Here is a 15,607-nt window from a genome sequence, read left to right on the forward strand (position 1 = left end):
GGCTGATGCCTTCAACCTGACGCCCGAACGTCCGTCGGGAGGCAGCCTGCCTCTGTTGTCTGCCCGCGATCTTGAGCCACCCCTCCACGCCTCTCCCCCCCACCGACGGTCCGGCCCGGGCCCAGTGCCCCTACTGCGGTGTGGGCTGCGGCCTGGAGATGAAGCCCCCCGCGGCGGCCGCAGCCGGCAGCAAGGCGCTCTGGACGGCCCGCGGCGACCGCCACCACCCCTCCTCCCTGGGCCAGGTCTGCGTCAAGGGGGCCACCGTTGGCGAGACCCTGGACCGCAACCGGCTCACCACACCGCTCTACCGGCAGCGCATCGACCAGCCCTTGGCGCCGATCAGCTGGGATCGGGCCTTCGACCTGCTGGAGGCCCAGGTGCGCCGCACCCTGGCCGAGAAGGGGCCCTCCGGCCTTGCGATGTATGGCTCCGGGCAGTTCCAGACCGAGGACTATTACGTCGCCAACAAGCTGATCAAGGGGGCGCTGGGAAGCAACAACTTCGATGCCAACTCGCGCCTGTGCATGAGTTCGGCCGTCTCGGGCTATGTCCGCAGCCTGGGTTCCGACGGCCCCCCCTGTTGCTACGACGATCTCGATCTGGCCGACACGGTGCTGTTGATCGGCACCAACACGGCGGAATGCCATCCGGTGCTCTTCCAGCGGCTGCTGAAGCGCAAGCGCCAGCAGAAGCAGGCCCTGCAGATCGTGGTGGTGGATCCCCGCGCCACTGCCACCAGCGACGCGGCCGACCACCACCTGGCGATCCGGCCCGGCACCGATCTGGCGCTGCTGCATGGTCTCGGCCATCTGCTGCTGGAGATGGGCGGGGTGGATCGGGCCTACGTGGAGGCGTCCACCGAGGGCTTTGACGCGTTGGCGGAGGTATGGGCGGGCTGGACGCCCGAGAGGGTGAGCCGGTTCTGCGGCATCGAGGAGCAGCAGTTGCACCAGCTTGCGGCCCGCTGGGCCGGGAGCCGCGCTGTGCTGAGTCTCTGGTCAATGGGGGTGAACCAGAGCGTCGAGGGCACCGCCACCGTGGCGGGGATCATCAATCTGCATCTGGTCAGTGGCCAGATCGGCAAGCCCGGTGCAGGGCCCTTTTCGCTCACGGGCCAGCCCAATGCCATGGGGGGCCGGGAAGCTGGTGGCCTGGCCCGGCTGCTGCCGGGCTACCGCTATGTCACCGAGGCCGGGCACCGCGCCGAGCTGGAACACCACTGGGGCCTGGCTCCAGGGGCCATCGCACCGGAATCGGGACTCACCGTGTGGGAGCAGATCGAGGCGATGGAGCGGGACGACCTGGGGTTGTGGTGGGTGGCGGCCACCAATCCGCTGGTGAGCCTTCCCTGGCTGGACCGGGTGCGGGCCGCGGTGAGCCGCTGCCCGATGGTGGTCCTCAACGAGGCCTACGCCGGCACCGAGACCGCCGCCATCGCCCACCTGGTGCTGCCGGCGGCGCAGTGGAGCGAAAAGGCCGGCGTGATGACCAACTCCGAGCGCCGCGTCACCTACTGTCCGGCCTTCCGTGTTCCCCCGGGAGAGGCCCGACCCGACTGGGCGATCTTCGCCGAGCTGGGCCGACGCCTGGGCTTCCAGGACCAGTTCAGCTATGGCTCCTCGGCCGAAGTGTTCGCCGAGTTCGTCGCCATCACCAAGGACAGGGTGTGCGATCTGAGTGGGCTGAACCATGGTCTGCTGCAGGAGCACGGCCCCCAGCAATGGCCGTTCCCCACCGGCACCTCCCCGGGTGGGGGCGCCCCGCGGCTGCACACCTCGGGCCGTTTCCCCACAGCCTCCGGCCGGGCCCGGTTGATCAGCGAGCAGCCCATGGGCCTGGGCGAACCCCCTGACGCTGACTACCCCCTGGTGCTCACCGTCGGCCGCTACCTGGAGCAGTGGCACACCATGACCCGCACGGCCCAGGTCGAGCGGCTGATGCGGCCCCACGTCGTGCCCCTGTTGGAGGTGCATCCCGCCGACGCCCGAGAGCATGGATTGATCGATGGTGGCCGGGCTGAGGTGCGCTCCCGGCGGGGCGCCGTGACGGCCAAGGTGCTGATCACCGATCGCATCCGTCAGGGCACGGTGTTTCTGCCTATGCATTGGGGCGCGGCCCAGGAGCAGGCCTGCGAGGCCAACCGGCTGATGCATGAACTGGGCTGCCCGATCTCCCAGCAGCCGGAACTCAAGGCCGCCGCCGTGACGCTGAGGCCGAGCACGTCGCCGTCGATGGCGCAGACCTTGAACCCCGGCGACCCTTCAGTACTCCGGTCCGAATCGAAGTCTTGAGTCGGCTGCCGGCTGCTCCACGAGCCTCGGGGCGAGCCTCATGTCACCGGTTGGGCCTCGGAAGGTTTCGATCAAAGGGTGATGGGCTGGTGGTTGGTGGTCGCCAGCGAGACCCTCAACAGCCCCTGCTCGATCACGAAGCACCGGGCCATGCCCTGATGTTCAGGATCCAGCAGCAGGGTGTGGCCCTCGGCGATGGTCACTTCGCCCTCTTGCCGTGACGTCACTGGTCGTCGTGGGCGAATCGCCGATAGAGGAAATCCAGGGCATGATTTCGGTAGTCGTAATACTCCGGCATTTCCATCAGCTGGGCCCGCTGGCGGGGGCGCGGGAAGGGCAGCTCGAGGATCTCGCCGATCGTCGCCGCCGGGCCGTTGGTCATCATCACGACCCGGTCGGCGAGGAACAGGGCCTCATCGATCGAGTGGGTGATCATCAGCACGGTCACCTTGTGCTCCTGCCAGATCTTGAGCAGCTCCTCCTGCAGCTCCTCCTTGGTGATCGGATCGAGGGCGCCGAACGGCTCATCGAGGATCAGCACCTTGGGTTGCAACGCCAGGGCCCTGGCGATCGAGACCCGCTGCTTCATCCCCCCCGACAGACTGCCCGGTTTCTTATCGGCCGCTTCACTGAGCCCCACCATGGCCAGGTGGCTGTCGACGATGGCGCGAGCATCGCCGTTGCGCTTGAGATGGGGGAACACATTGTTCACAGCCAGGGCCACGTTCTCGGCGGCCGACATCCAGGGCAGCAACGAATAGTTCTGAAACACCACCATCCGGTCTGGGCCGGGTTCCCGGATCGGCACCGACTCCAGCCGCACCTCTCCGCTGCTGGGCTGGCCGAAGCCGGACACCAGATCGAGCAGGGTGGATTTGCCGCAGCCGGAATGGCCGATCACACAGATGAATTCCCCCTCCGCCACCTCCAGGCTGATGTTGTCGAGCACGGTGTAAGGCCCCTTCGGGGTGGGGTACACCTTGCTGACGCCATCAATCACCAGGAACGGTGCACCGGAGCCTGTTGGGGTGGGGTGGGGCGTCGTCAGGGTCTGCATCGGTGTGGAGGGGGGAGCGGAAGGCAAGGAGGTCAGCGACGGGCGGCTGCAGGGGCTTCTTGTCGCTGGGGAGGCGGCGGTGGCAGAGCCAGGGAGGCCACCCTCACCTGCCCCTTGACCGCCAGAAGGTCGAGATAGTTCAGGGGATCCAACGGGTCGAACCGATCGCCGACAATCCTCTCGATCGGCGCTTCAGCCAGGTCGGAGGCCGGTAGGCCCAGGGCGGCAGCGGCACTCCGGAACAGTGTTCGGTCCTGCACGCGCTTCGTCACCTCCTGCCAGTTGCTGGGAAAGCTCGCCAGGCCCCAACGTCCCAGTTGGCTCAGGATCCATACGGCGTCACTGGCGAGGGGTTCGTTGACCCCCGGACCGAAGAAGCGGTTGAACTCCGGCACGGCAGCCGGGCTGCCAGTGCCGCGGTCGTAGGGATCGACGAAGCCGGGCCGGATCGTGGCCACATCGGTGCCCACGTACTGGCTCTGGGACAGCAGATCGGCCAGATCGTGGCGATGGGCCGGGTCCTCGCAGTAGCGGCAGGCTTCCAGAAGTGCCTGTACCAGGGCCTGGTGGGTGCGGGGGTAGGCGGCAGCCCACGCCTCCCTTACCCCAAGCACCTTTTCGCAGTGACCATTCCAGATCTCCACATCGGTGGCGATCACCGTGCCAAGACCTTCACGAACAGCGCGTGAGTTCCAGGGTTCCCCGACGCAGTAGCCATCGATCGTGCCTGCCTTCAGGGCGGCCACCATCTGGGGCGGCGGGATCACCAGCATGTCCACGTCGCGCTCCGGATCGATGCCCGCTGAGGCCAGCCAGGCCCGCAGGATCAGGTTGTGCATCGAGGCCGGGTGCACCATGGCGAGCACCGGTTTGGTGCCTGGATGGGCGACGATCCAATCCCTGAAATCGGCGAGGGTGTGTACCCCGGCCTCGTGAAAACGGCGGTGCAGGGTGATGGCATTGCCGTTGCAGCTCAAGGTGAGCGCACTCACCATGGGCAGGGGCGTCTGGCCGTTGCAGCCGAGGGTCATGGCGATGGGCATCCCCGCCACCATCTGGGCAGCATCAAGGACCTCCTGGCGAACGTGGGTCTCCAGGGTTTTCCAGTTGCTTTCCCGCCGCAGCTTCACCTGGGTCAGGCCGTGCTTGGCGAAGAACCCCTTCTCCTGGGCCACCACCAGCGGGAGGCAGTCGGTGAGGGGGATGAAGCCCAGCTCCAGATTCACCTTTTCCAGCCCATTGCTGGCGATGGCATCGGCAGGCTTCAACCGTTGTTGCCGTGCCCGCCGCTGCTCGGACAGGAAGCCCACGATCTCGGCGCGCAGACCGTAGTAGCGGGGATGCTCCACTGCCGCCAGCTGGGTGCGTGGGCGCGGCAAGGGCACTTCGAGGATCTGGTCGATGTGGGCCTCAGGCCCGTTGGTCATCAGCACCACCCGGTCGGAGAGCAGCAACGCTTCGTCCACGTCGTGGGTGACCATCAGGGCGGTGACCTTCGCCTCCTGGCAGATCTGCATCAGCTGCTCCTGCAGATTGCCCCTTGTGAGCGCATCGAGGGCGCCGAACGGTTCATCGAGCAGCAGCAGCTTCGGCCGCAGGGCCAGGGCGCGGGCGATGGCGACCCGTTGCTTCATCCCCCCGGAGATTTCCCGAGGGTATTTGTCGGCGGCAGCCTTCAGGCCCACCAATCGGATGTGGTGCTCGATGATGGCTTCCCGCTCCCGATGGTCGCCGCTCTTGATCACGTTGTTCACCCCCAGCGCGATGTTCTGGCGGACCGTGAGCCATGGCAGAAGCGAATAGTTCTGGAACACCACCATCCGGTCGGGTCCAGGATCGGTAACCTCACGGCCGTTCATCAGAATGCCGCCTTGGGTGGCACGGGTCAGACCAGCCAGAAGGTTGAGGAGGGTGGATTTCCCGCAGCCGGAGTGTCCGACAAGTGAGATGAATTCACCTTCGGCGATGTTGAGGAAAATGTCCTTCAGGGCCACATACCGGCCGCCATTCTTCAATGGGAACGTCTGAGTGACGTGGTCAACGGAAAACAGCGTCGACATGTCTAATCAGCTCCTTTGCTGATCTTGCGACCTGCAAAAGCAACCAGCCGGTCGAGCAGCAGGCCGACGATGCCGACATAAACGATGGCCAGAATGATCTGGCTTGAGCTGGAGTCACCGCCAGCATTGTAAGCGTCCCAGATGAAATAGCCGATGCCTCCATCCGCCTTGAGCATCTCGGCTGCAACGATCGCCAGCCAGGCCAAGCCAACGGCGATGCGAAGGCCGGTGAACACAAATGGGACGGTTGCAGGGATCACGATGTCCTTGATGTAAGCCGCCTTGGACAGCTTCAGCACCCTCGAGACGTTGATGTAATCCTGGGGAATCTGGCGAATGCCAACAGCGGTATTGATGATGATCGGCCAGATCGCCGTGATGAAGATCACGAAGATGGCCGATGTCGTGGAATCCTGGAACACCATCAAAGTGATGGGAAACCAGGCGAGTGGAGGCACGGTTCTCAACACCTGAATCACCGGGTCGAATCCTTTGCCGAGGAAACGATTCATCCCCAGGATTCCCCCGATCGTGATCCCTGCAACGGCCGAGAGGCCGTAACCAACGGCGACGCGCTGAAGTGAGATAAGGATCTGCCAACCCAGCCCTTTGCTGGTGCCGCCGTCATCAAAAAACGGCTGGCTGATATAAGGATCCCAGGTGTCAACGATGACGTTGATCGGACCCGGCAGTCGCCCTACACCCAGAACAAACGACAGGAACTGCCAGACCAGCAGGAAGCCGCCGATGCACAGGAAATAGGGAACCGCCAGGACAAACCAGCGGGGGAGCATTCGTTTGGAACGACTGGGTTGGATTGCTGCAGAAATGGCCATAGTGGAAAGGAGGATGGTTCCGAGGTTGAGCCGGCCTGGTCGGTAGGTCCGGCTCTCCAGGTCAGGTCATGGCCTTGATTTTGAGAGCATCCAGATAGGCTTTCGGATTCTCTGGGTCGAACACGACACCGTCGAAGAAGGTCTCCTTACCGCGAGAATCACTAGCCGGAATGGCTTTTTCCTGGCCAATGGCCTTGGCGGCCTCTTTCCAGAGGTCAGCCCGGTTCACCTGGTTCACCAGGGCGTCGATGTCGGTGCTGGCAGGCAGGTAGCCCCAGCGCATGTCCTCGGTGACGAACCACTTGTCGTGGCTCTTGAACGGGAAGGAGGCGTTCTCGCTCCAGAAGCGCATCCGGTAGGGGCTGTCCTTCACCACACGACCGTCGCCGAAGTCGAAGTTGCCCGCCAGACGGGGCTTGATGTCAGCCACGCTCGCCTTGAAATACTTGTCCTTAGAGGTGATCTCGCACAACTCGTCGAGGTTGGCGGGGTCTTCGCACCACATCTGGGCTTCCATCACCGCCATCAGCAGGGCCTTGGTGGCCTTGGGGTTCTTCTGGACCCAGTCAGCGCGCATCGAGAAGGATTTCTCGGGGTGGAACTTCCAGAGTTCACCGGTGACGGCGGCGGTGTAGCCGAGTTTCTTGTTGACCAGCCGCTGGTTCCAGGGCTCCCCGACGCAGAAGGCATCCATGGTGCCGGTCTTCATGTTGGCCACCATCTGGGGCGGTGGAATCACCACCAGGTCGGCGTCCTTGTTGGGATCGATGCCGTTGGCGGCCAGCCAGTAGCGCATCCAGAGGTCGTGGGTGCCACCGGGGAAGGTGACGGCCGCCTTGAATTTCTTGCCGGCTGCGGCCTTGTCGGCCACGGCCTTGGCCAGGCCTGCCTTGTTGTCGATGGTGAGCTTGTTACCAAGCAGTTCCTTCGAGGCCGAGATGCCTTGGCCCTGCAGGTTGAGCCGCGCCAGGGTGACCATCGGCAACGGTTGCTTGCTCTTGGTGATCTTTCCGGCCGCCAGCAGCAGCGGCATCGGCGAAAGGATATGGGCACCGTCGATGCCGCCACCGGCCTCGCCCAGCTCCAGGTTGTCGCGGGTGACGGCCCAGGAGGTCTGCTTCATCACCTTCACATCGGGCATGCCGTGCTTAGCGAAGAAGCCCTTTTCCTTGGCGATGATCACCGGGGCGGCGTCGGTGAGGGCGATGAAGCCCAGGGTGGCGCCTTTCACCTCCGGGGCATCGGCCGCGCCACCGACGGCCGGAGCCATGGAGGTGGCGGCCTCTTTCTTGCCACCACAGGCGCTGAGCCAGATGGCGCCGGCGGTCGTCCCGGCGGCGGTGATCAGGAATTTGCGACGGGAAAGATTCGACATGGGGCCTGGTGGAGAATCTGAAGAGGACCGGAGTGATGGCATCGCTGATGCGGATGCACTCCGGACGGGCTCCACAACGAAGCGCACCGTGCCGGCAAATTCTTGATTGGCGCGCAGGCTGACCAACCTGATCCAAAAGACCACGGCGACCCCCACTGCCAAAGTCGCGTCGGTTACCGATTCCTGCTTTTGCCCTTCAGGAGGGACAGCTCTCCCTGGCCTGGTCGGCCAGTTCCCGGCGCAGGCGCTCACCGCTGCGGGCCACCAGCAGGGCGGTGGCCTGATCCAGGGCGCCCGCCAGGCGCTCGAAGCGCCCTGAGAACCAGAGGTAGGCGGCCACGTTCCAGCGCAGGGCTTGCATCAGCTCACCCTCGCCGGCCAGGGCCGCCAGGGCCTGGCTGCGCCAGATCTCCAGGTTCTGCCAGGGGACTTCGGGGGCGCTGATGCCATGGTCCCGGGGGTGTAGCAGGATCCGCTCCGGTTCACCCTGTCGCAGCCGGGCGGTGATGCCGGCACGGGAGGTGGGCAGGTCGGTGGAGCCCTCCAGTCCCTTCACCGTGAGCACGTCGGATTCACCGCAGGCCTCGAGGGCTTGCCAGGCGCGGGTTTCGGTGGGGGGATGCACGAAACCACTCACGAGCAGATGGTCGCCCCGGTGGGGTGTCCACAGCAGCTCGAGGCTCGCCACCGGGGGTCGCTTGCCGATGGCATCGCGCACGGGCACCAGGCGCTCGGCCCAGGGGAAATGGTCCGGCTGGTGGGTGAGGGCCAGGCCCTGATCATCGAGGCGACGTTGCACCGCGCTCAACGGCAGGCCGGTCCAGCCGATGCCGATGGCTTCGAAGAGCTCGGCGAGGGTGACCCCGAATTTCACCGGCATGGCACCGCCGCCATGCATCACCACCTGCAGGCCGTCACTGGCCAGAACCAGGGCCACCAGCGGCAGCAGCGGGGCGGTGCGGCTGCGGCCGTCGTAGGGCACCCCGAAGCAGAGGGGCCGTCGCCCCGGTGTTTCCAGCACCGGCCCGTGCTGGCGGTAGCTGTCGAGCATGCCGGAGAGCTCGATGGGGTGGGGCCGCCGGATGCGGTGGGCGATCAGGAAGGCCCCCATCTGGGCGTCATCGGCCAGGCCACCGAGCATCAGGTCCATCGCCTCGCGGGCTTCGGCGCGGTCGAGGCCCGTGCTGGTGTGCTCACCGCTGCCCACCTTGCCGATCAGTTCGCGGAAACGGGCCCGGCCCGTGCCCAGGGCCCGGAGGCGTGCCTCGCGCCGATCGGTTGCGGCGGTCATCGGTAGCGGTTGAAACACACGATCACGACTCCGTATCAGAAGCTAAGTCTTCCTCGTTCGGTGGGGATAGCGCAGCTTTCTTGGCGCTCCCCGACTGCCGACCGCCCCCGACGACGCAGCTCTCATCGGCGTCCGTTCGGTTCCGCATCCCGTCGCTCAGGCCCCGGGTTGGGGCAGGCCGAGGTGTCACTTCGTCACAGCCTGCCCGTCAGCTCTTTGCTGCGTGTTCCACACGTCAGTTTGTATCCCGCATGATCAGCCCCCCTGGATCCGACGCCCAGGTCTCTGACGCACCGGCTCCCACGCTCAGCAAGGTCGAACAGGCCAAGGCCGACCTCTGTGGTCTGGATCTGGCCCCTCAGCTGGCCGAACTGGCAGGCCAGGGCTGGGACTCCCTTGACGAGGCCACCCTCACCATCCGGCTCAAGTGGCTGGGCATCTTTTTTCGGCCGGTCACCCCCGGGCGCTTCATGGTGCGGCTGCGGTTGCCGAACGGGGTGATCCGCTCCGACCAGCTGGAGGTCCTCGCCGATGTGGTGGATCGCTGCGGCGACCACGGCAGCGCCGACATCACCACCCGTCAGAACCTGCAGCTGCGCGGGCTGCTGCTGGAGGACATGGCGCCCCTGATGGAGGGCCTGGAGCAGGTGGGGCTCACCAGTCGTCAGTCGGGCCACGACAATCCCCGCAACATCACCGGCAACCCCCTGGCCGGCATCGACCCGGAGGAACTCCTCGACACCCGCCCCTTCGTCGAGGCCATCCAGGCGCGCCTGCTGGCCGCCGATGGTCCGCGCAACCTCCCACGCAAGTTCAACGTGGCCGTGGGCGGAGCCCCCGACAGCTTCCTGCTGCATAACGATCTGGCCTTCCTGCCGGCACCCCACCCGCAGGATCCGGCCGCGCCGCTCGGTTTCACGGTGTTGGTGGGTGGCTTCTTCTCGGCCCAGCGCAACGAACTGGCGATCCCCCTGGGGGTGTGGCTGCGGGGCGATCAGCTGGCCGATTTCACCCTGGCCCTGCTGCGCCACTACGAGGCCCACGGCAATCGGGTGCAGCGCAACAAGAGCCGGCTGATGTATCTGATCGACAGCCTGGGGCTGGAGCCCTATCGCACGGCCGTGCTCGAGAGCTACGCCCGGCTGGCCGGAGTGCCGGCCGCTCCGGTTCTGCCCCACGATGGGCGCCATCTGGTGAGCCGGGCTCCCCGCGACGGCCTGGGGGTCCAGGCCCAGAAGCAGGCGGGCCTCCACTGGGCTGGGCTGCATGTGCCGATGGGGCGCCTTGATGCGGATCAGATGCTGGAGCTGGCGCGGCTGGCCCGCGATCACGGCAGCGGGGAGCTGCGCTTCACCGAAGCCCAGAACGTGCTGATCGTGGATGTCCCCACCGATCGGCTGGAGGCGCTGCAGGCCGAGCCCCTGTTGCAGCGTTTCCGGCTCGAGCCCGGGGCTCTGCAGGCCGAAGCGGTGAGCTGCACGGGCAGCCGCTACTGCAGCTTCGCCCTGATCCCCACCAAGAGCACCGCCCAGGCCGTGATCGAGGAACTGGAGCGTCGGCTGGAGTTGCCCGAGGCCGTGCGCAGCCACTGGACCGGCTGCCCGAACGCCTGCGGGCAGCCCTACATGGGCCAGATCGGGCTGATGGGTGCCAAGGCCCGCCAGGACGGGCAGATGGTGGAGGCGGTCAAGATCTTCCTGGACGGGTCGATGGGCCAGGAGCCACGGCTGGCCGAACTTCACGAGAAGGGCGTTCCCCTCAGTGAGCTCAGCGACGTGCTGGAAGAGCTGCTGGTGGAACGCTTCGGCGCCCGGAGGCGGACGCCCCTCGCCTGATGGCGCGCCTGTCCCAGGGGAAGCGCCGGCTCCGGGGAACGTCCGGATGCCAGCAACGGTCCATCTCGGCCAGCCTGGCCCTGTCGTTCAGATCATGTCCCCCATACAGAAGCCGGATGACCCGTTCGGGATCAATCTCCAGGGCCGCCACTTCCTGCCAGAGCCGAGCAACGCTCGCCTGGTCGGCCCGGATGAATTGCACAGCGGCCAGCTGGGCCGTCAGTGTCAGCACCAGCTGGCGTTCCTTCTCCTCGATCGGCCTGACGGTTAAAGCCGCCTCGCAGGGCCGGCCCCACCGCCGCGGCTCACCCTGTGGCCGTCGGATGGGGGGATGGGGGATGACATCGGTACCGCTGAAGGCCATTGGAGACCTGCCTGACGTCTGGACTGATTTCGTTGTAGCCCCGGGGCCTCAGCAGGCCAGGGCTGGCGCACCAAACGTATCAATGGCGACAGATCATGGGGGGGGTCATTCTTGACCGGAACGCCTCCCTTCCAGGCCCTGCCGCAGCTGCTACCTCCGGCCGGCAACCCCGATCGCTGGCCCTGGCTGCGGCGTCTGCGTGGTCTGGATCGCCTCGATGTGGAGCCCTGGCTGGAGGCGGTGGAGGCTGGCTGGCTGGTGCCTGACACGGATCTGCTGGGCTCGCTGGAGGATCGGCTCGACGGCCCCGCGGCGGCCCGGCTGCTGGCCTGGTGGCTGGCCGAGCCCGCCGCCGACCCGGCCCTGCTGGCCGTGATCGGCCGCCTCCGCCATCCCCGTTGCCGGGTCCTGCTGCGGCAGGCCCTCGAGGGAGCCAGCACCGGCGCTGGGCGGACCGAGCTGTTGCTGCCGCTGCTGGGCCACCAGCGCGATCCCGAGGATTTCGCGTATCTGCGGCAGCGGGCCCTGGCCCCCTTGCCGCTGGTGCAGCGCCGGGCCGCCCTCGAGGGCCTGGCGGTGGGGCTGGCGGCCTGGCCGGCGGTACCCCTGCGGCAGGCCCTGTGCACCTTGGTTGGCGACCTCGATCTAGCCCTGGCCGCCACGGCCGTGGACCTGCTGGCCCGTCTGCCGGCGGGACGGGAGGCCTTGGACGGCCTTGATCGGGACCGGCTGGCCCCGGAGCTGGCGCAACGGGTGGAGCGGCGCCTTGCCGGAGGGGCGATCATGACTCTCACCCAGCGTGCCTGAGGCGAGGCCGCCGCAGGCTTCCATCTACGGCGATCCGGTGCTGCTCGATCCGGCCGTGGTGGAGAAGTTCAGCCAGGCGAAGCGGCGGGCGTCCGCTGCGACACGGCCGTGGGCGATCATCCGGTCGTCTACGAGGCGATCATCGCGGCCGCCAGCACCCATGGCTGCGACCTGATCTTCATGGCCTCCCACGGCCGCCGCGGCCTGGCCGGGTTGTTGCTCGGCAGCGAGACCCAGCGGGTGCTGACCCACACCGACCTGCCCGTGCTGGTCTTTCGGCGCCCGGAGCCCGCCGCTGCTGGCAGCGATGCGGAGACTCAGTCCGGTCCGGCCTGCTGAAGCCGCCAGCGGCGCACCACCTCGGCGACGCCCAGGCCGTCGAGGTCGACCTGGGCATTGAGGCGCTGCATGGTGGTGGCGGGGATCCGGCCGGCCAGCGCCTCAATCACGGGCACCAGTTCCGGGCGCCGCCGCAGGGTGGCCGCGTTGAACACGGGCACCGCGTCGTAGGGGGGGAAGTAGTGGCGGTCATCCCGGAGCTGTTGCAGGTCGAGGGCGGGGATCAGGCCGTTGGTGGTGTCACCGGCGATCAGGTCGACCGTGCCCTCGGCCAGGGCCCGGTAGGTGAGGCCCAGATCCATGGCCTCGGGCGGCTGGGCGAAGCGCAGTCCGTAGCGCCGGGCCAGGCCGCTGAAGCCATCCGGCCGGTTGAGGAATTCGTAGCCGAAGCCCGCCCGCCAGCCGGGGGTGTGGGGGGCCGCCTCGCTGATCGTGGCGATCCCCAGCCGCCGTGCTTCGTCGCGGCGCACCAGGATCGCGAAGCTGTTCTCGAACCCCAGCGAGGGGAACACGCTGAGTCCGAAGCGTTCGCCGTACAGCCGGCGTGTTTCCTCAAACACCCGCTGCGCCGGATCGGGCGTGTCTGGCGGAGGCGTGAACTGGTCAAGAAGCGTGGTCCAGGCCGTGCCGGTGTACTCCACATAGCCGTCGATGCGGCCGCTGCGCACGGCGGCGTGGATCAGGCCGGTGCCCCCCAGGCCGAAGTCCCGCTTCACTTTCAACGGGGTGGTGGCCTCGATCTGCTGGGCCAGCAGTTCGCCCAGGATCAGTTGCTCGGTGAAGCTCTTGCTGCCGATCCGCACTGTGCCTGTGCCTGTGCCTGTGCCTGTGCCTGTACCGGCGGGCGGCAGCAGCCGCAGCGCCAGCACGGTGCCCACGGCGAGGCCCGCCAGGAGCCAGGCGAGCCGCAGAACCCGCCGCCGGCCGCCAGTGGCTCCCTTCGCACGGGGCTGGGCCAGCCGCTTCTCCAGCACCCCCAGGCCGCCATCGGCGACCAGGGCGATGGCGGCGGCCGGCAGGGCCCCGGCCAGGATCAGGCCGTTGTTCACCGTGGCGATGCCCCGGAAGATGAACACCCCCAGGCCGCCGGCGCCGATGGCGGCGGCGATCGTGGCCACGCCCACGCCGATCACCGTGGCGACCCGGAGGCCGGCCATCAGGGTGGGCAGGGCCAGGGGCAGCTCCACCCGCAGCAGCACCTGGCGGTCGCTGAGTCCGAGGGCCTGCCCTGCCTGCTTCAGTCCCGGGGGCACCTGGGCCAGGCCGGTGACCAGGCCCCGCAGCAGGGGCAGCAGGGCGTAGAGGGTGAGGGCCACGATCGCCGGGGTGGTGCCGATGCCCCCCAGCAGCGGCACGGTGAGCAGCAGGCCGAAGATCGCCAGGCTCGGGACCGTCTGCACCGTGCTGGCCACCGCCAGCACCGGCCCGGCCCAGCGGGGCCGGCGGCTGATCCACAGACCCAGCGGCAGGCTGATCGCCAGGGCCAGGCCGATGGCGGTGCCCACCAGCAGCAGGTGCTCGCCGCTGCGCTGCAGGATCTCCGCCGCCAGGGCGCCGTCCCACCAGGCCGGCGGCCATGGGCCGCTCATGGCGCTTCGGCCGGTGTGAGGGCCCGGGTGACCTGGAAGAGGGGCACACTCACGCCGATCAGCAGCAGGGCCCAGCCGCTGTTGGCGGTGTCGTTGAGCAGGGCGCCCACCAGAAAGGCGATCGACCCCACCAGCACGATGGCGGTGCTCCACGGGTGGCCCCAGGCCTTGAACGGCCTTGGGCGCTCCGGTTCCCGCCGGCGCAGCACGAACAGGCAGACGATCCCCATCAAGTACAGGCTCACGTAGAGGAACGCCGCCAGCCCGAGCAGGATGGTGAAGTCGCCGGCGAGCACCAGCAGGGCCGAGGCCAGGCTGGTGAGCACCAAGGCCACGGTGGGGGTGCCGCCCCGGTTGACCCGATCGACCAGGGGGCTGAACAGCTTGTCCCGGCTGAGGCCGTAGAGGATGCGGGGGGCGCCCATGATCGAGGCGTTGATCAGGCCCGCCAGGGACACCAGGGCCAGCACGGTGATCGCCTGGCCGCCGAAGGCGCCGAACAGCAGGGCGGCCGCATCGGCCACCGGCAGGCTGGAGACGGCGATCACCTTCAGGGGCAGCACCCGCAGCAGGGCCAGGTTGAACAGGGTGTAGAGCACGATCACCGCCAACACGCCGCCGATCAGGGAGCGGGGCAGGTCCTCCTGGGGTTCGCTGAACTCCTCGGAGAAGTAGATGGGGCTGTGCCAGCCGTCGTAGGTGGTGACGATCGCCTGCAGGGAGAACACCAGCGCCACCGCCAGGCCCGTCCAGCCCGCCGGGGTGGCCAGGGCCGTTGCACCGGTGGGGATCGCCGCGCTGGCGGCGGCGCGGGTGTCGGGGCCGCCCAGCAGGAAGCAGGCCGCCACCACCGCCAGAAAGGCCATCGCCTTGGCCAGGCTCAGCAGCTTCTGGCTGCCGCTGCCGGCCTCCACCCCCAGCAGCTGGATGCCGGTGAACAGGGCCACCACCCCCAGCCCCACCAGCTTCCCGTGGGCCTCCAGGCCCGGCAGCAGGAAGACCGCGTACTCCCCGATGGTGATCGCCACCCAGGCGATGCCGGTGCAGTGGCCGATCCAGTCCATCCAGCCCACGCTGAAGCCGGCGGCATCACCGAAGCAGCGCCGGGCGTAGACGTACCAGCCGCCGGCCAGGGGCAGGCTGGCCCCCAGCTCCGCCACGGCGATGGCACCGAGCAGGGCGTAGAGGCCGCCGGCCAGCCAGGCCGCCACCACCCAGGGGCCACTGCCCATCTGGGCCGCCACGAGGCCGGGGGTGCGCAGGATGCCGGCGCCGATCGTGCCCCCCACGGCGCCGGCGATGCCGAAGGTCACCCCCAGCACGTTGAGCAGGCGGCCCGGCGACTCCAGCTCCGGGGTCACCGGATCGGGGGGAGCGGAGGGGGTCAGGAGGCGATCACCCGTTCCAGCAGGGCGTGGAGCTCGTCCAGTTCGTGGCGGCTCAGAAGCCAGTCGCCCTGCTGATCCTTGGTGACACGGGCCTCGATGATCCAGCCGTCCTCCGTGGGCGCGATGGCGAAGTGGGGGGACTGCAAAGGGGCGGCCATGGGCTGGCGGGAGCTGGACGGTACCTCCTGCTTAGCCAGATCCGCCAGTAACGGCGGTGGGCCCAGCTGCTCGAGACGAAAGGTGGCGCCGTAACTGGGGGTGGGGTGCTGGGAATAGAAGCGGGCGGGGGCCGGTCGGCCCAGGCGGCGGCGGCCGCTGGCCACCAGGGCGGCGGCCCGGCTGCGGGAGCGCAGGGCCTGCAGCACCAGGCCC

At 67.9% G+C, this 15,607-nt stretch carries 12 protein-coding genes and 1 pseudogene; 4 read left to right on the forward strand and 9 right to left on the reverse strand.

Features of this window, described 5'->3' with window-relative positions; genetic code table 11:
- The first annotated feature begins 71 nt into the window (after positions 1 to 71).
- Positions 72 to 2,294, forward strand: a complete 2,223-nt coding sequence (locus KQ305_RS03610; protein ID WP_259724072.1) for a molybdopterin oxidoreductase family protein — start codon at positions 72 to 74, stop codon at positions 2,292 to 2,294.
- Between the two features lie 71 nt (positions 2,295 to 2,365).
- Here KQ305_RS03610 and KQ305_RS03615 read toward each other — a convergent pair whose 3' ends face one another.
- From KQ305_RS03615 to KQ305_RS03640, 6 genes are all read right to left on the reverse strand, one after another.
- Positions 2,366 to 2,521, reverse strand: coding sequence for a hypothetical protein (locus KQ305_RS03615; RefSeq protein ID WP_259724073.1), 156 nt, complete (start codon positions 2,519 to 2,521; stop codon positions 2,366 to 2,368).
- Positions 2,518 to 3,351, reverse strand: coding sequence for a nitrate ABC transporter ATP-binding protein (locus KQ305_RS03620; RefSeq protein WP_259724083.1), 834 nt, complete (start codon positions 3,349 to 3,351; stop codon positions 2,518 to 2,520). Before KQ305_RS03620 ends, KQ305_RS03615 begins: the two co-directional genes overlap by 4 nt.
- 32 nt (positions 3,352 to 3,383) lie before the next feature.
- Positions 3,384 to 5,411: a nitrate ABC transporter ATP-binding protein gene (locus KQ305_RS03625; protein WP_259724074.1), complete on the reverse strand. Its 2,028-nt coding sequence runs from the start codon at positions 5,409 to 5,411 to the stop codon at positions 3,384 to 3,386.
- A 2-nt stretch (positions 5,412 to 5,413) separates the two neighbouring features.
- Positions 5,414 to 6,205, reverse strand: a complete 792-nt coding sequence (ntrB, locus tag KQ305_RS03630) for a nitrate ABC transporter permease (RefSeq protein ID WP_259724075.1) — start codon at positions 6,203 to 6,205, stop codon at positions 5,414 to 5,416.
- Positions 6,206 to 6,308: 103 nt separating this feature from the next.
- Positions 6,309 to 7,622, reverse strand: coding sequence for a CmpA/NrtA family ABC transporter substrate-binding protein (locus tag KQ305_RS03635; RefSeq protein WP_259724076.1), 1,314 nt, complete (start codon positions 7,620 to 7,622; stop codon positions 6,309 to 6,311).
- A 196-nt stretch (positions 7,623 to 7,818) separates the two neighbouring features.
- Positions 7,819 to 8,913 carry an anthranilate phosphoribosyltransferase gene (locus KQ305_RS03640; RefSeq protein WP_259724077.1) on the reverse strand — a complete coding sequence of 365 codons (1,095 nt, stop codon included), beginning with the start codon at positions 8,911 to 8,913 and terminating at the stop codon, positions 7,819 to 7,821.
- 251 nt (positions 8,914 to 9,164) lie between these two features.
- Between KQ305_RS03640 and KQ305_RS03645 the strand changes: the two genes are divergently transcribed.
- The 3 genes from KQ305_RS03645 to KQ305_RS03655 all read left to right on the forward strand — a co-directional run bounded on the left by KQ305_RS03645 (position 9,165) and on the right by KQ305_RS03655 (position 12,258).
- Entirely contained in the window at positions 9,165 to 10,748 is a 1,584-nt protein-coding gene (locus KQ305_RS03645; protein WP_259724078.1) for a ferredoxin--nitrite reductase, read from the forward strand.
- A gap of 475 nt (positions 10,749 to 11,223) precedes the next feature.
- Entirely contained in the window at positions 11,224 to 11,919 is a 696-nt protein-coding gene (locus KQ305_RS03650) for a hypothetical protein (RefSeq protein WP_259724084.1), read from the forward strand.
- Positions 11,920 to 12,027: 108 nt separating this feature from the next.
- The gene (locus tag KQ305_RS03655; RefSeq protein WP_259724079.1) at positions 12,028 to 12,258 is read left to right on the forward strand and encodes a universal stress protein; all 231 of its coding nucleotides are present in this window, start codon (positions 12,028 to 12,030) and stop codon (positions 12,256 to 12,258) included.
- On the opposite strand, the gene KQ305_RS03660 is transcribed toward KQ305_RS03655, so the two are convergent.
- The 3 genes and pseudogenes from KQ305_RS03660 to KQ305_RS03670 all read right to left on the reverse strand — a co-directional run.
- Positions 12,237 to 13,847 (reverse strand): glycine betaine ABC transporter substrate-binding protein, encoded by a 1,611-nt coding sequence (locus KQ305_RS03660; RefSeq protein ID WP_259724080.1) that lies wholly within the window; start codon positions 13,845 to 13,847, stop codon positions 12,237 to 12,239. The two genes, KQ305_RS03655 and KQ305_RS03660, sit on opposite strands and share 22 nt — an antisense overlap.
- Positions 13,844 to 15,208 (reverse strand): APC family permease, encoded by a 1,365-nt coding sequence (locus KQ305_RS03665; RefSeq protein ID WP_259724081.1) that lies wholly within the window; start codon positions 15,206 to 15,208, stop codon positions 13,844 to 13,846. Before KQ305_RS03665 ends, KQ305_RS03660 begins: the two co-directional genes overlap by 4 nt.
- Before the next feature lie 23 nt (positions 15,209 to 15,231).
- Positions 15,232 to 15,607, reverse strand: a pseudogene (locus KQ305_RS03670) (hypothetical protein); the annotation flags it as partial.

Source organism: Synechococcus sp. CS-1332, assembly GCF_025127995.1.
Classification (GTDB): domain Bacteria; phylum Cyanobacteriota; class Cyanobacteriia; order PCC-6307; family Cyanobiaceae; genus Cyanobium.